Below are 21,874 nucleotides of genomic sequence, written 5' to 3' on the forward strand. Positions count from 1 at the left end.
CCGATTACTCGTCCTCGTCTTCCTGCTGGCCCTGCATCTGCTGCATCTGCTGCTGCATCTGCTGTTGCTGGAGTTGCTGGGCCTTCTGCTCCAGTTCCGAACTCTCCTCCTCGATTCGGCTGACCTCGTCCTCGAACTCCGAGATGCGCTCGTCGAGGACGTCCTGCTTGTTCTCGAGGGTCTCGACCGCGTCTTCTTCCTCGCGCTCGGCCGCGAAGCCGCCGCCCAGTTCCACGACGATTTCGTCGAGGTCCTGCACTTCCGCGTGGACGTGTGCGCCGCCGCCGATGGGGACCTGCACGACCGACCCGGTGTCGAGCGCGTCGATGGTCTCGATGGCCTCGTCGATGTCGCTCTTCTCCTCGCGGAGGTCCTCGATTTCGGCCTCGATTTCCTCTTGCTGCTCTTCGAGTTCCTGCAGCTGCTGGGAGAGTTCCTGCAGTTCGGGGTTGCCGCCGCCGCCCATCATTGTGCCTCGACCTCCTCGACCTCGACCTGCGTCCGCTTCAGACCGTGGCGACCGCCGAAGTTGGCGTAGGTGTGCTCCTCGGCGACGTCCTCGTTCGTAGCGTCGACGCTCGTTTCGAACTCCTGCCAGCCGTCTCTGGCTTGGAACTTACCGCGAACAGTAAACTCACTCATGGACGTATCTGGGATACGCGGAGGGAAGAATCTTCCTACTCGGGGACAGCCGACCCGAACCCGGTCCGGGAGTTTCGCGACACTCTGGCGGGCGCGGTGGGCGACGCGGCACTCACCGTTCGGACTCGCCCTCGACCGGCCGGTCGCTCTCCGGTTCGCTCTGCCGTTCGGTGGCTCACTCGCGTTGGAGTTCGTCGAACAGGTCCGCGACGCGCTCCTCGATTTCGTCGCGAATCGCCCGCACCGCGTCGAGGTCCCGTCCGTCTGGGTCGTCGAGTCCCCAGTCGCGGTTCTCGCCCGACCACGTCGCGGGACACACATCGTTCGCCGAACAGCCCATCGTGACGACGTAATCGCACTCCTGCAACTCCTCGTGAGTCACTTCCCGCGGCGTCCAGTCGGAGAGGTCCATTCCGCGCTCGCGCATGACCTCGACCACTTCCTCGTGGACGTGGTCGGCGGGGTCGGTGCCGCCCGTGACGATTGCCACGTCCTCGGCCCCGCGCTCCTCGCGTTCCCGCTCGGCGAACGCCGTCGCCATCTGGCTCCGCCCGGCGTTCTGGACGCAGACGAAGGCGACTCGGGTCTCGTCGCTCATCGCCCTACCTCCGCGGTCGCCATCTGACTCCGTCCGGCGTCCCCGCGAGCGAATCGAGCGGGGGCTCGAAGCGGCTCTGCCGCTTCGGTGTTCTGGACGCAGACGAAGGCGAGTCGGGTCTCGTCGTTCATCGCTCCGCCTCCGCGGTCGCCGTCTGCAATCGAGCGTTCACGTCGCTCTGACGGTTGTCCTCACTCTCTTCGGAAACGCGTCGCCGGAGACGGTCGGCTTCGGGCATCGTTCGACCGATTGAGCGAGCATTCAGATAACTGTTCCGCGTCCGCGCTCGGTCCGTTTCACCGTCGGCACTCACACGTTCGGTGAACTCGCGTCCTCGCCGAACTCACACCGATGGCGAACTCGCTATCGATTCGGAAACCGGCGATTCGTCTCGAAAACGTAGCGTCTTCCCAGAAATACGGAACCATTCCCGTCCGCGAGACCGCTGACCAGACCGACCGAAACGATTAGGCCTCGAACGCTCGGAGCGCGTCGAGGCGGCCCTCGGCGCTCCCGTCGGCGAGCGCGTCGCGGGCCAGTTCGACGCCCGCTCCGACCGAATCGGCGTCGCCGCCCGCGTAGATGCGGAAGCCGGCGTTGAGCGCGACGGCGTCGGCGACCGGACCGTCGCGTTCGCCCGACAGCACGCGCTCGGTGATGCGGGCGGAGTCGGCCGGGAGGTCGTCCACTTCGAGGTCGTCGCGCTCGAACTCGACGCCGAGCGCGGCCGTCTCGACCGTGTCGTCCCGAATTTCGCCGTCGCTTCGCTCGGCATCCCACACGGCGAACCGGGTCGTCCCCGGGCGCACGTCGTCGTACCCTTCCATTCCCTGCGCCATCACGACTCGCTCGTTGGGGAGTTCGCGGCTCTCGCGGACGGTCCCGGCGATTCGCTCGGCGTACGAGAGGTGGTAGAAACTCCCGAAGTGGACGCTCGCGTTCGCGGGGTTCGCCAGCGTCTCGACCGTGTTGATGGAGGTCCGAACGCCGATGGACTTCCGGGCTGGCCGACGCTCGTGGACGAGCGGATTGAACCGCGACTGGGCGTAGAAGCCGAACCCGACGTCGTCCACCATCGCGGCGCTCCGTTCGGGGTCGAGGTCGGTGGGGACGCCCAACTCGTCCAGAACGTCGCCGTAGGTCGTGCCGTACTTGGCGGGGAGCGAGGGACCGCTGTGGGCGACCACGGGCGTTCCCGCCGCGGCCGCGACCAGTCCCGAGGCGACGCCCAGCACGGCCGTCTTCTGCTTGCCGTCGTAGTTGCCACCGCAGTCCACCGGGTCGGCGTCGGGTTCCGCCACTACGACCGACCGCTCGCGCATGGCGTCCACGAACCCGGCCAGTTCCTCGGGCGTGCTCTCCTTCCAGCGGTTCGCCAGCAGGAACGCCCCGAGCGTCTCCGGGTCGGCGTCCCCGACGAGGACGCGGGCGAACGCCTCTCTGGCCTGCTCGTAGGTCATGTCGTCGGCGGTCTTCGGGCCGGAGCCACAGACCTCGGTCAGGAGTCGGAGGAGCGTCCACTCGCCCTCGACTTCCGCGCCGCCGCCGGTCGATGCTCGGTCGCTGCTCACTGCTGGTTCACCTCGATTTCGTCCTCGACTCGACCGACGCCGACCGCCGGTCCGAGTTCGCTCGCGCTCCCGCCCAGACAGTTCTCGACCGTCTCGCGGACGTTCACCACGTCGCCGACGACGGTGACCGCGGGCGGTTCGATATCGGCGTTCCGTGCGCGCTCGACGATGGTGTCGAGCGACCCCGTCACGGTCCGCTCGGACGGGAGCGTCGCGCGCTCGACCATCGCGACCGGCGTGTCCGCGCCGACCCCGTGCGATTCGAGCGCCGCGACGTTGTCCGGCAGTCGCCCCACGCCCATCAGGACGACGAGCGTGCCGCCCGCCGAGACGATGTTTGCGAGCGCCTCCCAGTCTATCGCGCTGTCGGGTTTCGTGGGGTCCTCGTGGCCCGTGACGACGGCGAGCGCGGAGGCGTGGTCGCGGTGGGTCGCCGGGATGCCTCCGGCGCTCGGTCCCGCGATGGCGCTGGTCACGCCGGGCACGAACTCGAAGGGGACGCCGTGGCGCGCGAGGTATTCGGCCTCCTCGCCGCCGCGGCCGAACAGGGTCGGGTCGCCGCCCTTGAGTCGCACCACGTCGCGGCCCGCCCGCGCCTCGCGGACCAGCATGTCGTTGATTTCGGCCTGCGGCGTCCGGTCGCCGCCGGGTCGCTTCCCGACGTTCTCGACGGTCGTGCAGTCTGGAATCGATTCGACGAGGTCGTCGCCCACGAGGTTGTCGTGGAAGACGACGTCGGCCTCGTCGAGCAGTCGCCGGGCCTTCACGGTCAGCAGTTCGGGGTCGCCCGGTCCCGCTCCGACGAGGGAGACGGTGCCGGTGGTCGCGTTTCTGTTCGGGTGGCTCATGGTTGTGGTCTGGTCTGGTCGGCGTCTCGCGCCCGCCGGTAGCGAACTCGGTAGACGTTCGCGGGGTCGGTCATGTCGCCCCGCGGGACGGACGCGTCGCTCTCGGTCGGGTGTTCTGCTGTCGATTCGGACTCGTGGTGGTGGAACTCGCGGGCCGCGGCGACGAAGAACGAACACGGCTCCCGGCAGGGAATCGCGTCGCCCTCGGAACCGACGTCACCGCAGGACGATTCGTCGGCGTCCGGCGCGTCGCCCTCGGCGTCGCCCGCGTCCCACTCCCGGCGCTTCTCGCAGTTCTCGCAGCACGCCGCGACCGTGCCCGCCACTTCCTCCGGCGAGCAGTCCGCGACGGACTCGTAGATGCCGGTCTGTCGGTCGGCGACGGCGCGGAACGGGACCGGGTCGAGGTCGCCCGCGCGCTCGGCGGCCCAGTGTTCGACGCTCGCCGGGTAGACGGTCGAGACCGCACGCAGCAGTCCCTCGCGGTCGAGACCGGTGAGGACCCACCCCGCGGGGAGCGTCGATTCGCCCGCGAACGGGCGATACCGGCCGTCGTCGGCGTACCGGACCAGTTCCGGCAGTTCGCCGACGGACTGCTCGTCGAGGTCGGCGGTGGCCGCCTCGCGGTCGCTGCGGTGGCGCAGGTCGTACTCGCCCGCGCCGGTCGCGGTGACGGCGAGTTCGCCCCAGACGCGGGTCCCGTCGCCGGACGCGTCGGACGCGCTCTCGACCCACGAGACGAACTCGTTCCCGGCCGCCTCGCGGACCGGGCGCTCCGGACCCGCGGCGGCGGAGTCGAGGTCCGCGCCCGCCTCCGCGGCGCGCTCCAGCACCACGTCCAAGACGAGGGGGTCGGTACCCACCGCCGAGGCGTACCAGATGCGCCGACCCTCGACGGTTCCCGGGACGGGGTAGCCCGACCTCGGGTCGTCGGTGAGGCCCAGTAGCTCGGGAATCTCGTCCTGCGTGTGGAATCCGTCGGCGACGAACAGCGGGACGACGGCCACCTCGTCGGCCGAGAACTCGTCCAGAACGTCTTCGACGTAGGGGGCCTCGTCCATGAACAGCGCGTCGACTTCGGCGAACTCGCTGCGCTCGCGGAGCGCCTCGACGTGGTCGTAGACGGCGTCCGCGCTGTTCGGGTTGCGCTCGGTGCCGTGACCGATGACGGCGAGCGCGGCGTCTTCGGGGTCCGCACTCCCGTGGGCGTCGCCCTCGCCCTCCAGCATCCGCCGGGCGCGGGCCGCGATGACGTCGGTCATGTCGGGGTGGGTGCCGACCGGGTCGGCGTACCGGACGGTCGGCCCGTCGTCGCCCCTGTCGTCCTCGCCGAGACCGAACTCCCGGGGGAGGACCTGCTCCACGAAGTAGCCCTCGCTGACGAACAGCGGAACGACGATGGCCTCGTCGGCGTCGATGGTGTGCAGGACGTCCCGGAACGACGGGGCCTCCTTCCAGTACGCCGGGCGGACCTCGGCGAAGTTCCCGCGCTCGCGTGCGGCCTCGACCGCGACGCGAACCGGGGTCGCGGAGTCCGGATTGCGGTGAGAGCCGTGGCCCGCGACGACGAGCGCCTGTTCAGTCATCGGTGTTCTCGGTCGGTTCTGACTCCTCGGTCTGGTCGTCGGCCTGTGCCTCTTCGACTCTCTCGGCGTACTTTTCGAGGTCCGCGGCCAGCGCCCGGGCCTGCTCCGGCGAGAGGTCCGCGCGGTCCGCGTGGGTCGGCAGCGCGTCGAGACTCGTGTTGTCGAGTTCGAACTGGAGTTCGCGCGGTCGGGGTCGTTGCGCGGCGCGGTCACGTTCAGCGTGGCGTACGCCGACTCCTCGAAGTCGTGGCCCTCGGCGCGGGCCTCCACGAGGTCCAGCGTCGTGTACGCGTTGACTTTCAGTACGCGGTCTGCCATTGTCAGTCGTCGCTCGTGATGGGGTTCCCCCGCGCGTCGGTCGGCGCGGGCGAGTCGTCCATCGCGTCGTCCTCGGCGTAGGGGTACCACGTCATCTTCGTGTTGTGCATGTAGGGGTCCTCGTAGTCGGTCTCCTCGGGGTCGGCGAGCGCCTGCACCTCGTCCTCGTCGCGCTGCCGGATGAAGTCCCGGAAGCTCTCGCCGTCCTCGCGCTCGGCCTCGTAGACCTCCAGCAGGTTCCGGATGTAGCCCGGAATCTCGTCGGCGGGCACGCGCATCTCGACCCAGTCGGCGAACTCGGGGTTCTCGCCGAGACCGCCGCCGAGACCAACGTCGAACGCTTCGACGGGTTCGCCGTCCTTGCGGGCCTTCATCCCGCGGAGCGAGATGTCGGCAATCTGGGGCTGGGCGCAGGAGGCGGTGCAGCCAGAGAGGTGGATGTGGAAGTCCTCGACGCCCTCGGGCACCGGCACGTTCTCCTTGAGCCAGCGGGCGTACCGGACCATCCGGTTCTTCGTCTCGACGATGGACAGCGAGCAGTACTCGGTGCCGGTACACGCGATGGACCCCCGGAGGAACGGATGGGGGTCGGGCGAGTACTCGTCGAGCAGCGGTTCGTCGAGGAAGGCGTCGAGTTCCTCGGCGGGGATGTCGCCCACGATGAGGTTCTGGCGCTGGGTGACGCCAATCATCTCGGAGCCGTAGGAGTCCGCGAGGTCGGCGAGTTCGATGACCTCCTCGGCGCTCATCCGGCCGACCAGCACCGAGAGACCGACGAAGTGGTCGCCGTCGTTCTGGTCGTGGACGCCGACGTAGTCGCCCGGCGCGTCGGACCGTCCGGCGTTGTAGTCGTACTGGTCGCGCAGGTTCTCCCCGGCGGTCGGGAGTTCGTAGTCCACGTACTCGTCCTGCAGGACCGAGCGGACCTTCTCCGGCCCCCACTCGTCCACGAGGAACTTCATGCGAGCGCTGAAGCGGTCCTCGCGGTCGCCGTAGTCGCGGAACAGTCCCGAGAGGCCCGCCGCGACCTCGGCCGCGTTCTCCGGGCGGCAGAACACGTCGATGTCCCGGGCGAACCGGGGTTCCTTCCGGGCGAGACCGCCGCCGACTCGGACGTTGAACCCATCGACCTCTTCGCCGTCGATGGTCTTGACCGCGGGTTCGAAGGCGAGGTCGTTGATGTCGCCCTGTCCCGCCCCGCGGGTGTCGCCGGTGACCGCGACCTTCCACTTGCGGGGGAGGTTCTCGTACAGGTCGTTGCCCTTGAACTCGTCGTGGAGGTTCTGGACGACGGGCCACACGTCGAGGTGTTCGTCGGCGTCGCGTCCGGCCACGGGGGACCCGACGATGTTCCGCCACGAGTCGCCGCAGGCCTGAATAGTAGAGAGACCGACAGACTCCAGTTTCTCGAAGATGTCCGGGATGTCTTCGACCTTTATCCAGTGGAGCTGGATGGACTGGCGCGTCGTGAAGTCGGCGTAGGCGTCGCCGAACTCGGGATTCTCGACCGGGCCGGTCGCGTACTCCCGCGCCACCTCGCCGACGACGCGGAGCTGTTCGGGCGTGAGTCGGCCCATCGGGACGCCGATGCGCATCATGAAGTACGACTCTTGCCCCTTCCGCTGGTGGTAGAGACCCCACCACTTGAACCGCTCGAACCACGCGTCGTGTTCGTCGTCGGGGATGGCGTCCCACCCCTCTTCGGCGAATCGCTCGAGGTGGTCGCGTATCTCCACTCCGTATATCTCGTCCTTCCAGGTCTCGACTTTACTCGGCATGGACAGCAAAACGCAGTCTACCAATAAAGCGCCAGTTCCCCCGTCAAGCTTCCCCGATGCTCCGAACAACCGGCGGGAATTGCGGCTTCCGGTGACGGCCGTCTCGGGCCACGTCTCCCCCGTTCCTGTCTCCGACCGTCCGTCACACCCGCGACTCGCCTACTCCGGGTTCGCCAGCCGCGTCCGTCGCTCCGGAACGTGGACGCTCGACGGGACGACCTGCCTGAACTCGCCGGTCTCGCGGTTCACCCGCCCCAGCGTCAGCCAGTCGGTGACGCCGCTGGCTCCGCAGACGACGCACTGCCCGGCGATGCGCCCCTCGATGTCGGGCCAATCGACGCCGACCTCCACGAACCCCTCCGCGAGGAAATCCGCCTGCTCGCACCCGCAGAAGTCGTGGCGCGCGAGGAGCCACAGTTGGCTCACCGGGACCGACCGCGAGTCGTTGACGCTGAGCCAAGCCCCGTCGTCTAACTGGTGGACGGATACGACCATACGACCGTGGAGTACCAGCCGGGGGGTAAGGGTGTCGCCGCCCGCGACGCTTGCCGACTGTCACGTGATTCGCTGACGTCGAAGTACCGTCGAAACCCACGACGTTGGCCCGCCGCCGTCGCTCCGTGACCGTCTCGGCCGACCGAGCGCCGTCGTCGGTACCGGATAGAACCGCCTCTGTATCCGAGCATCGGTAGCGATTACGGACGAGCACGGCCTTATCTACGTCGTCTGCGTACACCGTATCAATGACCGCCGAGGAAACACTCGACGAGCCGCCCGCGAGCGACGAATCGACAGACGAGCGGAGTCACTTGGAAGACGTCGAAGACGGGGCGGGGTGCACCGAAATCTGGGAACACCTGAGCGAACGTCGCGAAGACGAGACCGACGAGGAGTAGGTCGGTGGTTCGGAGCAGTACGACCCGCAGTATTCTCTCCGCCCGTCAACCTCGGAGCGCGGCGTCCAGCGGTACGCACGCTCTCCGTTCTGCATACCCTCGGCTAAGAGGACGAGTTCGCGGTCAGTGAAAAGTTACAGCTTCATAGCGACACGGCACTACCGAGACGAAGAAGGGGCGGTGACGCCCGCCGGACGGTCGAGTCCCGCTACTCGATGTATCCGAGCGCTTGGTCGATGCGACCGAGTTCCGGCCCGGTCGTCTCCTGTCCGACGACGTAGCCGTGTTCGTTGGCGAGCAGTCCCGACCCGACCAGGGGAGCGCCGTAGTTGATGGTGCCGATGTCCGCGGGCACGTCCAGCACTTCCTCCAGTCGGTCGAGTTGGTCGTCGGTCGCCTTCGGGTGACAGAGGACGCCTTCGTTGGTGGCGACGGCGGCGGTGCCGACCGTCCGCACGTCCGCGAGGTCGCCTCGCTCCACGTCCACTTCCAGCGCCTCCTCGACGGCCCGCATCGCGTCGCGCGAGAGGTCCGGGTGGACGTAGGCCCCTTTGTCGTTGGCGAGGACGACGTTCCCCGCGGCGTTTATCTTGCCCGGTAGTTCGGTCACGTCGAGTTCCGTGATTTCGGCGATTCGGTCGCGCTCGCGGTCGGTGACGCGACTGCTGACCAGCAGTCCGTTCTCGTTGCCGACCGCCAGCGCGCCGACGGTCGAAGAGCCGCCGACCGTGGTCTCGACGGCTTCGACGTCGAGTTCGTCGCTCACGTCGGCGATTACGTCGTCCTCCAAGTCCGGACGGACCAGCAGGTGCTCGTCGGTCGCACGAGCGAAGACCCCGACGTAAGACGACCCGACGAAGGCGGCGCGGAGCAAAGCTCTACTCGGCGTGTTCCGCTTCGACGATGGTCTCGCCCTCTTCCTCGAATCGGGCGGCGCGGACGCGAAGCTTGCTCGGCGGCTTCTTGCGGCCGCGCGACCAGACTTCCTCGTTGATGGAGGGGTCGAGACGCACTTCGTCGTCCTCGACCTTGAAGTGCTGCGAGAGGTGGTCGCGGACGAGCGACATCGCCTTGTCGGCGCGTTCGTGCTTCGGTGCGGCCTTGGCGTCGCGGAGCGGCACCGTGATGACGCGCTCCTCGAAGTCGTTCGCGCTCATTATTCGTCGGTGTCCTGACGCCGCCAGTTACGGCGCTTCGGGTTCTGCATCGTCTCGCGGTCGGTCTTCATGATGACCCACGCCGGAACGCGACTGTTCTGACGGTCGAGCTTGGACAGACGCTTTTTCTTCGCTTTCGATTTCTTGCTCATGGTACCACGTTCTTCCCCGCCGTAGCTTAAAATCTTGTTCCTTTGGGGTCGCTCGCCCGCGTCAGGTCTGCACCGAATCCTCGCCCGTCGAGAGCGCGGTCTCGAACCGCTCGCTCGTTCGGACGTTCGCGAGATATCGCGGTTCGTCCGGGTCTTCGGGGCGGTCCCGCAACTGCGACTGCCACCACCCGACGTCGCGCCACTCCCCGCGCTTGAAACCGACCGATTCGTAGACGCCCACTCGCTCGAAGCCGAACGACTCGTGGAGCGCGACGCTCGCGGGGTTCGGAAGTGCGATACCCGCGTAGGCGTTACAGAACCCCTGCAAACGAAGGATTTCGAACAGCGACTCGTAGAGGCCTCGACCGACGCCCCGCCGTCGGTGGTCCGCCGCGACGTACACCGACACGTCCACCGACCAACGGTAGGCCCCGCGCTCGCGGTGGCGACCCGCGTAAGCGTAGCCCGCGATTTCGTCGTCGATTTCACAGACCAGCCACGGAAACTCGGGGAACGCGTCGGCGACGCGGTCGGCCATCTCCGCGGCGCTCGGCGGGTCGTCCTCGAAGGAGATGGCGGTGTTCCGAACTATCGGGGCGTACACGGACCGAATCGCGGGCGCGTCCCCCTCGTCGGCGAGTCGAATCATTCTAGCGCGAACGACTCCACCGTCGAGTACTCCGGACCCTCGTCGGTCAGCACGCTCTCGGTCAACCGAACCTCGGTGACTTCGGTGGTCCCGACGGTCGGGTCCAACTCCTCGACGTTCTCCTGTACCAGTTCCTTGCCGCCGGCGTGTTCCATCCGCGCGAGGGTGACGTGGGGCGTGAAGTCGTGGTCCTCGGGGTCGAACCCGAGCCTCGTCACCTCCCGCTCGATGGTCTCGTGGAGGTCGGTCATCTGCTCGCTCCCCTCGCCCACCCCGAGCCAGAGGACCTTGATGTAGCCGATGTCCGGAAAGACGCCGACACCCTCGTAGGTCGTCTCGAAGGGTTCGACTCCGGACTTCTCGATAGCCCGTCGGACGGCGTTCTTCACCCGCGGGAGTTCGCCCTGATTCACGTCGCCGAGGAACTTGAGCGTGACGTGGGCCTGCTCGGGGTCGGTGAAGTTCAGGCCGGTCGCGTCCGCGAACTGGGCTTGGACCTGCTCGACCTCCGCGGCGAAGTCGTCGGGCAAGTCGATGCTCACGAAGAGTCTCATTCGGTTCGAGTTTCGTCGGTGGCGTGCTTGAAGGTGGGTGGTCGTGAGGACGGACGGCCGAGAAGTGAATCGGTCTCGGTGGTCTCCCGCGGAACCGAACCGAAACCGTGGACCCAGAGCGTATTCCCGCCCGATTCCTATGGCGTAGTCCTTAACACCGCTGAACGCCAAACACCGAGACATGACTGACCCCGAGGACCACGACTTCTCCGAGGACGAGCGGTTCGACGACCCCTACGAGGGGTTCGACCTCGACCCGCCCGAGTTGGACGTGGACCCCGACAAGGTGGACCCGGTGGACTCCCGCGTCGTCGCCGACCTGCTCGACCAGCAGAACGTCGGCGATAACGTGGACGTGGAGGAACTCATCGACGTGGGCCTGAACTACATGCGAATCAACCGCTTCGAACAGGCCGCCGACACCTTCGAGCGCGCCGCCCAGTTCGCCCCAGACGACAGTAAACTCGAACAGGAAGCGTGGACGAACAAGGGCGCGGCCCACGCCGAACTAGAAGAGTGGGACGCCGCCATCGGCGACTATCGGGAGGCCATCCGCATCGACGAGGACAGCGAACACGCCGCCACCGCCGAGACGAATCTGGCCTACGCCCTCTGGGAGTCCGGCCGGAGCGAACAGGCGCTCGAACACGCCGAGAAGGCGGTCGAAATCGACGAGCGGTTCGCCGAGGCGTGGTTCAACCGCGGGTTCTTCCTGCTCGAACGCGGTCTCGCCGAGGACGCCCTGACCAGCCTCGAAAACGCCATCCGACTCGGCCTGCGCAACTCCCAGATACTGGACGAGAAGGCCCGCGCTCTCGAAGAACTCGGTCAGTACGACGAGGCCGAGGAAATCGCGGAGGAGGCCGAAGAACTCCGCGAACAGGCCGAACAGGAACTCATCGACGAACAGGAGGAACAGCGACGACAGCAATGATACTCAACGAGCGCGAGACCGACGAGGGGTTGCTCGTCTCGGTCTGTGACGACGACGTTCTCGGCGAGACGTTCGAGGACGACGGCGTCTCGCTGACGGTCACCGAAGAGTTCTACGGCGGCGACGAGGCCGACGAACAGACCGTCGTGGACAGTCTCGCCCGCGCCTCGGTCGCCAACCTCGTCGGGACCGAAGCGGTCGAACTCGCGATTCGTGAGGGGTTCGTGGACGAGGCGAACGTCCTCGACGTGGAGACGACCCGTCACGCCCAGTTTCTCCGGATGTAGCTACTCCTCGGCGGCGCTCTCGGTTTCGCCGCCGGTCTCTTCGTCGTCGTCACTTCCGTCGCCGTCGCCGAGCATCGGGAGGTTGACGACCATCATCGACAGCACAGAGATTCCCGTCACCCCCGCCCCGACGGACGCCAGTCCGGTGTCGAACGCGATGGCCGCCACCGCGTGGAACGCGCCGACGAACGCGAGACCCAGCAGGAGCAGGTTCGCGCCGAGTCGTCGTTTGGAGACCATACGGTGGCATCGGGTCGCAGGGTCTTAATCCCGTCCCCGAGTCGCCTTCTCCTTGCTCTTCACTTCTCCTTCGCCTTCGGTTTCGTCGCCCGAACGTGCCGGTCGCGGCGAAACCGGTTCCGGTTACGAACCGTCGCCGGGACCGAAGGAATGTTCTTGCTAGAAACCGTATCTCCGCACAATGGGACTGCAACAATCGGACGCGCTCGACGTGGCCCGAATCCGGGAGGACTTCCCTATCCTGCAACGGGAGTTCGACGGCCAGCAGGTCGTCTACCTCGACAACGGCGCGACGAGTCAGAAGCCGAATCAGGTCATCGACGCCATCGCCGACTACTACCGCAACTACAACGCCAACGTCCACCGCGGCATCCACCAGTTGAGCCAAGAAGCCTCCATCGCCTACGAGGAGGCCCACGACACGGTGGCCGAGTTCGTCGGCGCGGACGGCCGCGAGGAGATGATTTTCACGAAGAACACCACCGAGGCCGAGAATCTCGTGGCCTACGCGTGGGGCCTCAACGAACTCGGGCCGGGCGACGAAATCGTCCTGACCGAGATGGAACACCACGCCTCGCTGGTGACGTGGCAACAAATCGGCGAGAAGACCGGCGCGGACGTGAAGTACATCCCCGTGACCGAAGACGGCTACCTCGACATGGACGCCGCCGCCGAACTGATTACCGACGACACCGAGATGGTCAGCGTCCTCCACGTCTCGAACACGCTCGGGACCGTCAACCCCGTCTCGGAACTGGCCGACCTCGCCCACGACCACGACTCGTACATCTTCGTGGACGGCGCGCAGTCGGTGCCTAACCGTCCGGTGGACGTGAAGGACATCGACGCCGACTTCTACGCCTTCTCGGCCCACAAGATGGTCGGCCCGACCGGCGTCGGCGGTCTCTACGGCAAGCGCGAAATCCTCGAGGCGATGGAACCGTTCCAGTACGGCGGCGACATGATAAAGAAAGTCACCTTCGACGAGGCCAAGTGGAACGACCTGCCGTGGAAGTTCGAGGCCGGGACGCCCGTCATCGCGCAGGGCATCGGCTTCGCCGAAGCGGTCGAGTACCTCGAAGACGTGGGCATGGACGCGATTCGCCGCCACGAGGAGACGCTGGCGGAGTACGCCCTCGACCGGATGGCCGAGTTCGACGACATCGAAATCTACGGTCCGACCGACCCGACCGACCGCGGCGGACTCGTCGCGTTCAACCTCGACGGGGTCCACGCCCACGACCTCGCCTCCATCATGAACGACCACGCGGTCGCCATCCGGGCGGGCGACCACTGCACCCAACCGCTCCACGACAAACTCGGCGTCGCGGCCTCCGCGCGGGCGTCGTTCTACCTCTACAACACCACCGACGAAATCGACGAACTGATGGAGGCCATCGACAGCGCGCGGCAGTTGTTCGCCTAATCCGACTCCTTTTTCCGGCTCTCCTGTGTTTCGGATGATATGAGACGGGAGGTGCGTGAACGCGCCGAGACGTACTTCGACAGCGTCTCGGCGAGCGAATCGAGCCGAGGCTCGTCAGAGCGAAGCTCTGACGGCGTCTCGCCCGCCCACGACTGGCATCACGTCGAGCGCGTGGCCCGAATCGCCGAGACGCTCACCGAGGAGTACGACGCGGACGAGGACGTGCTGTTCGCGGCGGTCTGGCTCCACGACATCGGCCGAGCGAGGGAGGACCGCGGCGAAATCGACGACCACGCCGAGTGGGGCGCGCGGGAGGCGGGCGAAATCCTCCGGGACCTCGGCGCGGACGCCGAGACCGTCGAGGCGGTCCAGCACTGCGTCCGGGCGCACCGCTACTCCAACGACGTGGAACCCGAGACCCGCGAGGCCGAGATTCTCTCCGACGCAGACAACCTCGACGCGCTCGGCGCGGTCGGAATCGCCCGGTGTTTCTCCTACGGCGGCGAACTCGGCAGTCCGATACACGACCCCGACCTGCCGCCGGAGGCGGACGACAGCCCGGTCGGCGAGACGCAGTTCAACCACCTCCACAAGAAAGTCCTCGCGCTCCCCGAGCGAATGTACACAGAGGCGGGCCGGGAAGTCGCCGAGGAGCGCCGGGCGTACGTTGCCGAGTTCGCCGAGCGATTCGAGCGTGAAGTCGCGGGGGATGCCTAAACGGTGACAGACGAGCGGTGACGGTGTACGAACGACGATATAAGCGACGTACAGGTGTCGATTTCCTATTCAGGAGTGTTCTCTCGACCGATATACTCGCTCAGTTATCCGGAAGTAACTTCGTGTGATGAATCGACAGCGAACCGTTCGGTTCGAACTCCGTATGACTACTGAGGCTGACATCTTCTTCGTCTGGCCGGACCTGTCCGACGAGCGTGGCGGTCATCTGCTCACTGAAGCGTGGTTCAGAAATCACTGTCTCGTCTCGTAATTCGTCGCCTTCGTTGAATTTGAGGACCATCCGCGTCGGTTCGAGGTCGTCGGTCGCTCCTGTAAGCTCCGTCCTGACCCGGATTCGTATTTCGGAGTCGGCCCACTCTTTGACGGTCGCTTCGAACGTCTGATTGACCGACTCCGGGAGGCTCGCGCGTACCTTCTGTGGCGGCCGTTGCGTCGGTCGGGATTCGGGCGACTTGGAGAGCCTGCCGAGGCACCCTCCGACACCGATTAAACTGTTTCCAAGTACCGAGCAGACGAACGTTCGTCTGGAGGGCATCATGTCGGTCCGACGTTTCGGCTCGTCGGACAATTATCTTACTTCGTGTCAAACTGCCACTAATATGTCGGGGCGAGGAAGACCATCCGGCCCGTTCGTCCGGAACCGGCCGCTTTTTGCCAGTTCCGTCACACACTCCGGACATGGTAGACTGGACTATCGCGTCCCTGATGGCGATTCACGTACTGATGGCCGTCCTCTGGACCGGCGGCTACCTCGTGACCGGGATGCTCGTCCTGCCCGCGGCCCGGCGAAACGACGCGCCCGGGTTCGCGCTGGACGTGCTGGACTCGCTGAAGTGGTTCGCGCTCGGCGGCATCGTGGTGATGGGCGCGTCGGGCGGCGGCGCGCTCTGGTACCTGTACGACAACGAACTCCCCGAGGGGCTTCGCGGGACCGCCCTTATCGCCATGATGACGCTCTACGGCGTCTTCGCGCTGACGAGCGTCTGGTCGTGGTACGAGACCAAGAGCGCCCGCGAGGCGAACGTCCGCGAACTCCCGACTCGACTGAAGATGGCGTTCCGGACGAACTCGCTGGTCGCCACCCTGCTCGTGGTGGACGCCGCGCTCATCAACTACGTGGTGTAGTCGCGCAATTGCGTCTGCGCAACCCTTTTACGCCGTACTCACCTATCTGCGTTCAACAATGGGCATGGGCTCGGACATGTATCGCCAGCAGATTCTCGACCACTACAAGAACCCGCGTAACTACGGGGAACTGGAAGAGAAGACGTTCTCTCACGCTGGCGAGAACCCGATGTGTGGCGACGAAATCACGATAGACGTACAACTCGACGAGGACGACGAGGTCATCGAGCGAGTCGCGTTCCGCGGCGACGGCTGCGCCATCAGTCAGGCCAGCGCGAGCATGCTGAGCAAGGAGCTGAAGGGCATGTCCGTCGCGGAGATGCAGGAACTCGACCGCGACGACGTCATCGACCTACTCGGGGTGGACATCAGCCCGATGCGGGTCAAGTGTGCGGTCCTCGCAGAGAAGGTCGTGCAGGACGGTGCGGAGATTTACGAGGGCGAGAAGGACCTCGACAAGACGACGACCGAAGACGACGACGAGTAACTCGGCGGTTCCGTTTTTCACCGCGAGCGAACGTAGCGATTCGTCTGTTCCCGTGAGCGACGCCATTCTGCGATTCTATACGCCCGAACCATCGGGGACCGGTCACGCGAGGTCGTAGTACTCCTCGAACACCTCGACGGTCGCCTTGAACAGCGCGAGGATGATGGGGCCGACGAAGATACCGATAGCCCCGAGGAAGTACGCCGCACCGAACACGCCGAGGAGGACGACCCCGGAGTGAAGCGACGACTCCTTGTCGATGACGAGCGCTCGCAGGTAGTCGTCGGTAATCGCGACGACCGTCATCCCGTAGACGACCAGCAGAGCGGCGGCGAGCGGTCGCCCCTCCACGACGAGATAGATGGTCGCACCGCCCATGACCGGAGCGACGCCGACTATCGGGACCATCGCCAGAAACATCATCACGACCGTCCAGAAGGCGGCGTCGGGGACTCCGAGCGCGAAGAGACCGAGTCCGGAGACGAACCCCTGTAGAGAGGCGACGAAGACGTGGCCCTTCAGGACCGCCCACGTCACTTCCTCGGCCGCGCCGTAGAGTCGGTTCTGCACGTCTTCCGGAAGCGGTGTGACGTCTTTGGCCCAGCGAACGAGGGTATCACCGTCTTTGAGCAGGTAGTAGAGCAGGAATAGGAACAGGAGAACGCCGAGGAAGACATGGACGCCGGTACTCGCCAGACTGGAACTCCGCTCGGCGACCATCGACCCGAGACTCTCGATGAACCCACTGACTTGGGGTCCGATTTGAACGCCGAAGGTTCGCTCGACGAATCGCTCGGCCGACTGAAACGTGGGGAGTTCGCTCAGACTCGTCGGCACGTCGCCGACGCCTTCCAACGCGGCCCGAATCAGGAACGCGGCCGGTCCAACGAAGAGGACGACCGTCACGGCGACGAGCAAGAGTGCGGAGACCCGCTCCCCGATTTCCGGTGCTAACCGCCGCTGGGCCGGTGTGAGTACGAACGCCACTAGCATCGCCGCGAGGAGATAATCGAGGAACGGCCTGACGACGAGTATCGAGAGAACCGCGAGAGTGCCGACTAGAACGACTGCGAACGCGGTTCGGGCCTTCATGTATCTCCATAGATGTGACTGGTGCGTAAAGGCAGACGGGCCGACTCGACAGCTAGGGTCGTGTGCGTACGCTTCGACCGACCAGTCTCGGCCATCTGTCACGCCGACCGAGTATCTACGACGAGAGAAGCGAAGAGTAGAAAACGAATACCGCCTTACTCGGGCTTCAGACCGCCGTCTTCCACGCGCATGACGGCCTCGCCGTCGGCGAGATTCGGCGCGTCCACGAGGCGGACGATACGCTTGTCGCCTTTCGATTTCCGGAGATAGATGCGGAACGTGGACTTGTGACCGAGGATGTTCCCGCCGATGGGCTGGGTCGGGTCGCCGAAGAACGAGTCGGGGTTCGACGCGACCTGATTCGTCACGACCACCGCGGTGTTGTGGAGGTTACCCACCTTGTCGAGGTCGTGGAGGTGCTTGTTGAGTTTCTGCTGGCGCTCGGCGAGTTCGCCACGGCCGACGTACTCCGCGCGGAAGTGGGCCGTCAGCGAGTCCACGCAGAGCAGGCGGACGGGATACTCGTCGTCTTGGGTCTCGTTGGCGAGTTCCTCAGCCTTCTCGGCAAGGAGCATCTGGTGGTTGGAGTTGAACGCCTTCGCGACGTGAATCTTATCGAGGAAGTCCTCGACGAGTTCCTCCATCGCCTCGTCGTCGTCGGGCGTGCCCTCGATTTCGCGCTCGTCCATCGCGGCCTGAATCGCCTCGTCCGGGAGACCCCGAACCATGTCGTCGATACGCTCGGGTCGGAACGTGTCCTCGCTGTCCACGAACATGGCGCTCCCGCCGAGACCGCCGTGTTCGCGCGGGAGTTGGACGTTGACCGCCAGCTGGTGGGTGACCTGCGACTTCCCGGCACCGAACTCGCCGTACACTTCGGTGATGGACTGGGTCTCGACGCCGCCACCCAGGAGGTCGTCCACCTCGTCGATTTTCCACTTGAGCTTACCGATTTTCTCGCGGCGTTCCAGCACGGCCGCGCCGGTCTCGAACCCGCCCACGTCGCGGCCTCGCGGGCCGCCTGAACGATGTCGGAGGCGGTCGAGTCGCCGACGTCGGCGGTGTTCGAGAGTTCGCTAGGGGCCGCGACCGCGAGGCCCTCGTAGGAGTCGAAGCCTGCGTCTCGGAGCTTTTCCGCCGTCGCCGGACCGACGCCCGGCAGTTCTTCGAGGTCTACGTCTGCTGCCATCGTACACTTCGCTTGTGCTCCCCATCATATAAACCCCCGCTAACACCATAGTGAAAGTGAAAATGGCAGACGTGACCGGGATGGACGAATACGCTTATCGGGATTTAAAAAGGATAATCGCGAGTCGAACGACATCAGCGAGTCCGTCGGGAACGCGTCTCACGAGGTCAGTTCCGTCTCTCCGAACTCACTAGAGGTCGGCGTCTTGGAACCGCCAGTACCCCGCGACGACCGGTACGACGCCCCACGCGACCAACACGACCGCCGAGAACCAGTCTTCGAGGTAGAACGGAACGTCGCCGGCGAGACGGTTGGCGAGTGCGAGTTGCTCGGGCGTGGCGGTGGCCGGGACGTCTTCGAGGGGGAACTGGGGAACCTCGCTCACCCGCCGGTCGAGGGCCGCGCCGGCGAGGACGCGGTACGCTTCGAGCGGGTTGAGGCGCTTCAGGAGGAAGTACCACGGTTCGGCGCGGAGACCGGGGACCGAGCCGGTAACCGCGTAGTAGGCCCCGACGGCCACCGGTTTCCAGAAGAACACCATCCCGACGAACGACCCGATGGTGAGCGTCATCGCCCGGCCCCGGGTCGCCGCCGCGGCGGACCCGCCGACGGCCACTCCCGTGAACGTCAGACCGACCAGTACGCCGGCGGCGACGAACCCCGCGAACGTCGCGGCGTCGGGGGCACCGTACAGTACCACGACGAGGACGCTGGCCGCGGCGAACCCGACCGCTAGCGCCGTGCCGGTGACAAGTCCTCGCCCGGCGAGCTTCCCCACCACCACGTCGAACCGGGAGAACGGGTAGCTCAGCAACACCCGCAGGCTCCCCGACCGGCGCTCGCCGACCACGGACATGTAGCCCGCGACCAGTGCGATACCCGGGACGAACAGTTGCGCCAGCATCGCCACCCCCGTCAGCGCCATCGCGGCGTCGACGGTCACGGGGTCCGGAAAGAGCTGTTCGGCCGAGAGCAGCGACATCACGAGGAAGGCCACGAAGACCGCGATGATTCCCCAGAGAAGCTTCGAGCGCACGGCGTCCTCGAAGTCCTTGCGGGCCACGTCCGCCCAAGTCGCCGTCACGCCGACACCCCCTTCACGGTGACCGGTTCCTCGTCCCCAGTGTCGGGACCGCCGTCCGTCGTGTACGCCGCGAACACGTCTTCGAGGGACGCCGCCTCCGAGTCCACGTCGAGTATCTCGACGCCGGCGTTCGCGAGTCGCGTGACGACCCGCGCTTTCGCACGCGAGTCCGAACACTCGACGCGGAGGATACCGTCCGCCGACGCCGCCGACTCGACGCCCGTGATGTCGGTCACGTCGAACTCGACGGGTTCAGTCACGCGTAGGCGAAGTTCGGAACCGGCACCGACGGTCCGCCGAAGCCCTTCGACGGTATCGACGGCGACCAGTTCGCCGTCGTCGAGGATTCCCACGCGGTCGCAGACCGCCTCGACCTGTCCGAGGACGTGGCTGGAGAAGAACACCGTCGTTCCGCGCGCGGCCTCCTCGCGGACGAGTTCCCGCATCCGCCGGATGCCGTTGGGGTCCAACCCGGCGGACGGTTCGTCGAGGACGAGCAGGTCTGGGTCGCCGACCAGCGCCATCCCGAGCGCGAGTCGCTGTCGCATGCCCTTCGAGTAGTCGCCGACCGACCGAGCGGCGTCGTCCCGGTCCAGTCCGACCCGGTCGAGAACCGCGTCGGGGTCGTCGGCGGCGTCCTTCCACTCGGTCGCGAATTCGAGGTGGCGGCGTCCCGAGAGGCGGTCGTAGAGACCGAACCCCTCCGGGAGGACGCCGACGCGTTTCCGCAGTTCCTCGGACTCCGCGCGAACGTCCATACCGAGTACCGTCGCGGTCCCCTCGGTGGGGCGCACGTAGTCCAGTAGCACGTCGATGGTCGTGGATTTGCCCGCGCCGTTCGGCCCGAGGAAGCCGAACACCTCGCCCTCCTCGACGCGCAGGTCGAGGTCGTCGACGGCCACGACGCCTCCGTCGAACCGTTTAGTGAGTCCGTCCGTCTGGATGGCAATCATCGTCGTGGCCGTACTGCAAGCGTGACCAAGGACTGTTCTCCGGATATGCTGGGACGATTTATATCCCCCACGAGCGACAGAGGAAACGGTCGCTCCGGGATGAGGGACTGCGTGGCACCTCACGATTTATTGGCTCTCGGGATGTGGTACCGGATATCATGAAGGAGGCCCGCGTCACAATCGACGACTCGGAGTTCGATGCGATGGGAATCGCGCGACTCGTGTCGCTCTGTCGCGAAGCGGGACTTCGGAACGTCGAGGAACTCGTCTGCCGCGGAACCGGTGCCGTCGTGCAGGTGGAGGTGGAGACGCCGCTCGACGAAGCGCGACTCTCGTCGCTCGACTGCGTGGACCGGTGGGAGCGCGTCGCCGAACTGGCCGACACGCGGCTCTACGTCGTCGCGTTCACGGCACCGAAACTCCCCGAACGCCTCGCGGACACCGCGGACGACCTCGTCGGCACCTGCGACCCGGCGGTTACCGACCGCGGTGCGACCGTGTCGTTCGTGGGACCGCAGGAGGCGATAGCCGGTCTCGTCGAGGAGTACGAAACCGCCGGCGTCTCGCCCGACCTCAGAAAACTGGGGGCGTACGCCGGCGACGACCGACCGCTCGACGAGTTGACCGACCGCCAGCGCGAGGCGGTACGGACCGCCTACGAGATGGGGTACTACGAGGTGCCGCGAGAGGCGACGACCGAAGACGTCGCCGCCGAGTTCGGCGTCGATTCCTCGACGGTCGCCGAACATCTCCAGCGCGCCGAGCGAAATCTGTTGGGCCACCACCTGTAGCGCCGACTGGCCGGACGCCGGTCTCGTTCGGGGAGACGCCGCGTCACTCCCACGGGTGCCGACCGCGAGTGTTCGGGAGGAGAGCGTACCAGTACTCCTTGTTCTCCTCGATGTCGAGTTCGCCGTCGAGATTGCTCTCCAGTTTGAACTCGGCGCTGGAGTCGCGGTCGTTCGTCCCCTTCGGCACGAGGGGGTAGTACGCGCCTCGCCGGAACGAGTACACCCAGTAGGCGTACTGACCGTCGGCGGTTCCACCGCCTCCCGTTCGATGCGTCTGCGACGCATCGCCCTTCTCGAACGCGAAGAGGGCCGCGAGCAAACGCGACCCGTACCCCCGCTCCATCAGCGTGTCGGCGGCGAAGTTGAGACTGGTCACGAGGTCCTCGAAGTCGTCGTCCCGGAGGATGACCCACGAGTAGCCGTAGTCGTCGGTGTGGGCCTCGGTCTCGGTGCCGGTCTCCTCCGCGCCGACCTCCAGAATCTCGTGTACCTCCTCGACCGTGTCCGCGAAGTCCGCGCTATCGACCTCGGAGAAGCAGAGCGCGGCCTCGCCGACTGCCTCGTAGCCCAGTTCGGCCTCCATCGTGATGTAGGCGGTACTCATCCCGAACAGGTCGTCGGGGTCGGCCTTCCGGGTCGCGTCGGTCTCGGCGCGGATACCCAGCACTTCCCGCAGTCCGTCGAGCAGTCCCATGGCTACGCATACGGACTCCCCGATAAAAAGCCGTGTCTCCCGGTCGCGCCACGCCCTCGGTCGCGCCGAACGTGCGAGGAATCGC

Annotated in this window: 27 protein-coding genes and 2 pseudogenes; 8 read left to right on the forward strand and 21 right to left on the reverse strand. The window is 66.2% G+C overall.

Annotated features, from left to right (window positions below):
- Positions 1 to 4: 4 nt before the first annotated feature.
- The 10 genes and pseudogenes from pfdA to FXF75_RS00525 form a co-directional block, all read right to left on the reverse strand.
- On the reverse strand, positions 5 to 466 hold the full coding sequence (gene pfdA / locus FXF75_RS00485; protein WP_163521024.1) for a prefoldin subunit alpha: 462 nt from the start codon (positions 464 to 466) through the stop codon (positions 5 to 7).
- Positions 466 to 642 (reverse strand): 50S ribosomal protein L18Ae, encoded by a 177-nt coding sequence (gene rpl18a, locus FXF75_RS00490; RefSeq protein WP_163519624.1) that lies wholly within the window; start codon positions 640 to 642, stop codon positions 466 to 468. Before rpl18a ends, pfdA begins: the two co-directional genes overlap by 1 nt.
- Before the next feature lie 175 nt (positions 643 to 817).
- On the reverse strand, positions 818 to 1,240 hold the full coding sequence (locus FXF75_RS00495; protein ID WP_163519625.1) for a low molecular weight phosphatase family protein: 423 nt from the start codon (positions 1,238 to 1,240) through the stop codon (positions 818 to 820).
- Positions 1,237 to 1,371, reverse strand: coding sequence for a hypothetical protein (locus FXF75_RS22975; protein ID WP_275897370.1), 135 nt, complete (start codon positions 1,369 to 1,371; stop codon positions 1,237 to 1,239). Before FXF75_RS22975 ends, FXF75_RS00495 begins: the two co-directional genes overlap by 4 nt.
- A 336-nt stretch (positions 1,372 to 1,707) precedes the next feature.
- A complete protein-coding gene (locus FXF75_RS00500) occupies positions 1,708 to 2,811 on the reverse strand; it encodes an anthranilate phosphoribosyltransferase (protein ID WP_309221730.1) in 1,104 nt (367 codons plus the stop codon).
- The gene (gene cobA, locus FXF75_RS00505) at positions 2,808 to 3,659 is read right to left on the reverse strand and encodes a uroporphyrinogen-III C-methyltransferase (RefSeq protein ID WP_163519626.1); all 852 of its coding nucleotides are present in this window, start codon (positions 3,657 to 3,659) and stop codon (positions 2,808 to 2,810) included. The genes FXF75_RS00500 and cobA overlap by 4 nt, the downstream gene beginning before the upstream one ends.
- The gene (locus FXF75_RS00510; RefSeq protein ID WP_163519627.1) at positions 3,656 to 5,245 is read right to left on the reverse strand and encodes a CbiX/SirB N-terminal domain-containing protein; all 1,590 of its coding nucleotides are present in this window, start codon (positions 5,243 to 5,245) and stop codon (positions 3,656 to 3,658) included. The genes cobA and FXF75_RS00510 overlap by 4 nt, the downstream gene beginning before the upstream one ends.
- Positions 5,238 to 5,563: pseudogene (locus FXF75_RS00515) on the reverse strand (DUF6360 family protein). The gene FXF75_RS00510 and the pseudogene FXF75_RS00515 overlap by 8 nt, the downstream one beginning before the upstream one ends.
- A gap of 2 nt (positions 5,564 to 5,565) precedes the next feature.
- Positions 5,566 to 7,341 carry a nitrite/sulfite reductase gene (locus tag FXF75_RS00520; protein ID WP_163519628.1) on the reverse strand — a complete coding sequence of 592 codons (1,776 nt, stop codon included), beginning with the start codon at positions 7,339 to 7,341 and terminating at the stop codon, positions 5,566 to 5,568.
- Between the two features lie 159 nt (positions 7,342 to 7,500).
- The gene (locus FXF75_RS00525) at positions 7,501 to 7,836 is read right to left on the reverse strand and encodes a hypothetical protein (protein ID WP_163519629.1); all 336 of its coding nucleotides are present in this window, start codon (positions 7,834 to 7,836) and stop codon (positions 7,501 to 7,503) included.
- Positions 7,837 to 8,084: 248 nt separating this feature from the next.
- On the opposite strand from FXF75_RS00525, the gene FXF75_RS00530 reads away from it, so the two are divergent.
- On the forward strand, positions 8,085 to 8,237 hold the full coding sequence (locus tag FXF75_RS00530) for a hypothetical protein (protein WP_163519526.1): 153 nt from the start codon (positions 8,085 to 8,087) through the stop codon (positions 8,235 to 8,237).
- 208 nt (positions 8,238 to 8,445) lie between these two features.
- Here the strand turns inward: FXF75_RS00530 and FXF75_RS00535 are convergent, their stop codons facing one another.
- The 5 genes from FXF75_RS00535 to thpR form a co-directional block, all read right to left on the reverse strand.
- Positions 8,446 to 9,111 (reverse strand): translation initiation factor IF-6, encoded by a 666-nt coding sequence (locus tag FXF75_RS00535; protein ID WP_163519630.1) that lies wholly within the window; start codon positions 9,109 to 9,111, stop codon positions 8,446 to 8,448.
- Positions 9,112 to 9,115: 4 nt separating this feature from the next.
- On the reverse strand, positions 9,116 to 9,394 hold the full coding sequence (locus tag FXF75_RS00540) for a 50S ribosomal protein L31e (protein ID WP_163519631.1): 279 nt from the start codon (positions 9,392 to 9,394) through the stop codon (positions 9,116 to 9,118).
- A complete protein-coding gene (locus FXF75_RS00545) occupies positions 9,394 to 9,546 on the reverse strand; it encodes a 50S ribosomal protein L39e (RefSeq protein WP_163519632.1) in 153 nt (50 codons plus the stop codon). The genes FXF75_RS00540 and FXF75_RS00545 overlap by 1 nt, the downstream gene beginning before the upstream one ends.
- Before the next feature lie 61 nt (positions 9,547 to 9,607).
- The gene (locus tag FXF75_RS00550) at positions 9,608 to 10,195 is read right to left on the reverse strand and encodes an arsinothricin resistance N-acetyltransferase ArsN1 family B (RefSeq protein ID WP_163519633.1); all 588 of its coding nucleotides are present in this window, start codon (positions 10,193 to 10,195) and stop codon (positions 9,608 to 9,610) included.
- Entirely contained in the window at positions 10,192 to 10,749 is a 558-nt protein-coding gene (gene thpR / locus FXF75_RS00555; RefSeq protein ID WP_163519634.1) for an RNA 2',3'-cyclic phosphodiesterase, read from the reverse strand. The genes FXF75_RS00550 and thpR overlap by 4 nt, the downstream gene beginning before the upstream one ends.
- Positions 10,750 to 10,930: 181 nt before the next feature.
- On the opposite strand from thpR, the gene FXF75_RS00560 reads away from it, so the two are divergent.
- On the forward strand, positions 10,931 to 11,683 hold the full coding sequence (locus tag FXF75_RS00560; RefSeq protein WP_163519635.1) for a tetratricopeptide repeat protein: 753 nt from the start codon (positions 10,931 to 10,933) through the stop codon (positions 11,681 to 11,683).
- On the forward strand, positions 11,680 to 11,970 hold the full coding sequence (locus tag FXF75_RS00565) for a DUF424 domain-containing protein (protein WP_163519636.1): 291 nt from the start codon (positions 11,680 to 11,682) through the stop codon (positions 11,968 to 11,970). The genes FXF75_RS00560 and FXF75_RS00565 overlap by 4 nt, the downstream gene beginning before the upstream one ends.
- Here FXF75_RS00565 and FXF75_RS00570 read toward each other — a convergent pair whose 3' ends face one another.
- Positions 11,971 to 12,210, reverse strand: a complete 240-nt coding sequence (locus FXF75_RS00570) for a hypothetical protein (protein ID WP_163519527.1) — start codon at positions 12,208 to 12,210, stop codon at positions 11,971 to 11,973. It lies immediately after the preceding gene.
- 187 nt (positions 12,211 to 12,397) lie between these two features.
- Here FXF75_RS00570 and FXF75_RS00575 point away from each other — a divergent pair, with 187 nt between their 5' ends.
- From FXF75_RS00575 to sufU, 4 genes are all read left to right on the forward strand, one after another.
- Positions 12,398 to 13,636, forward strand: a complete 1,239-nt coding sequence (locus FXF75_RS00575; protein ID WP_375335522.1) for an aminotransferase class V-fold PLP-dependent enzyme — start codon at positions 12,398 to 12,400, stop codon at positions 13,634 to 13,636.
- 39 nt (positions 13,637 to 13,675) lie between these two features.
- Positions 13,676 to 14,353, forward strand: coding sequence for an HD domain-containing protein (locus FXF75_RS00580; RefSeq protein ID WP_163519638.1), 678 nt, complete (start codon positions 13,676 to 13,678; stop codon positions 14,351 to 14,353).
- Between the two features lie 699 nt (positions 14,354 to 15,052).
- Positions 15,053 to 15,499: a hypothetical protein gene (locus tag FXF75_RS00585; protein ID WP_163519639.1), complete on the forward strand. Its 447-nt coding sequence runs from the start codon at positions 15,053 to 15,055 to the stop codon at positions 15,497 to 15,499.
- Between the two features lie 58 nt (positions 15,500 to 15,557).
- Complete coding sequence (sufU, locus tag FXF75_RS00590) at positions 15,558 to 15,986, forward strand: Fe-S cluster assembly sulfur transfer protein SufU (protein WP_163519640.1); 429 nt, start codon at positions 15,558 to 15,560, stop codon at positions 15,984 to 15,986.
- Positions 15,987 to 16,088: 102 nt separating this feature from the next.
- On the opposite strand, the gene FXF75_RS00595 is transcribed toward sufU, so the two are convergent.
- The 4 genes and pseudogenes from FXF75_RS00595 to FXF75_RS00610 form a co-directional block, all read right to left on the reverse strand.
- Positions 16,089 to 17,078 carry an AI-2E family transporter gene (locus FXF75_RS00595; protein ID WP_163519641.1) on the reverse strand — a complete coding sequence of 330 codons (990 nt, stop codon included), beginning with the start codon at positions 17,076 to 17,078 and terminating at the stop codon, positions 16,089 to 16,091.
- A gap of 155 nt (positions 17,079 to 17,233) precedes the next feature.
- Positions 17,234 to 18,267: pseudogene (gene radA, locus FXF75_RS00600) on the reverse strand (DNA repair and recombination protein RadA).
- Positions 18,268 to 18,457: 190 nt separating this feature from the next.
- Positions 18,458 to 19,351 (reverse strand): ABC transporter permease subunit, encoded by an 894-nt coding sequence (locus FXF75_RS00605; RefSeq protein ID WP_163519642.1) that lies wholly within the window; start codon positions 19,349 to 19,351, stop codon positions 18,458 to 18,460.
- Positions 19,348 to 20,304 (reverse strand): ABC transporter ATP-binding protein, encoded by a 957-nt coding sequence (locus FXF75_RS00610; protein WP_163519643.1) that lies wholly within the window; start codon positions 20,302 to 20,304, stop codon positions 19,348 to 19,350. Before FXF75_RS00610 ends, FXF75_RS00605 begins: the two co-directional genes overlap by 4 nt.
- A gap of 158 nt (positions 20,305 to 20,462) precedes the next feature.
- Here FXF75_RS00610 and FXF75_RS00615 point away from each other — a divergent pair, with 158 nt between their 5' ends.
- Entirely contained in the window at positions 20,463 to 21,095 is a 633-nt protein-coding gene (locus tag FXF75_RS00615) for a helix-turn-helix domain-containing protein (RefSeq protein ID WP_163519644.1), read from the forward strand.
- 43 nt (positions 21,096 to 21,138) lie between these two features.
- Here FXF75_RS00615 and FXF75_RS00620 read toward each other — a convergent pair whose 3' ends face one another.
- Positions 21,139 to 21,789, reverse strand: coding sequence for a hypothetical protein (locus tag FXF75_RS00620; protein ID WP_163519645.1), 651 nt, complete (start codon positions 21,787 to 21,789; stop codon positions 21,139 to 21,141).
- Positions 21,790 to 21,874 lie beyond the last annotated feature (85 nt).

This window comes from Halorussus sp. MSC15.2 (assembly GCF_010747475.1).
Taxonomy (GTDB): domain Archaea; phylum Halobacteriota; class Halobacteria; order Halobacteriales; family Haladaptataceae; genus Halorussus.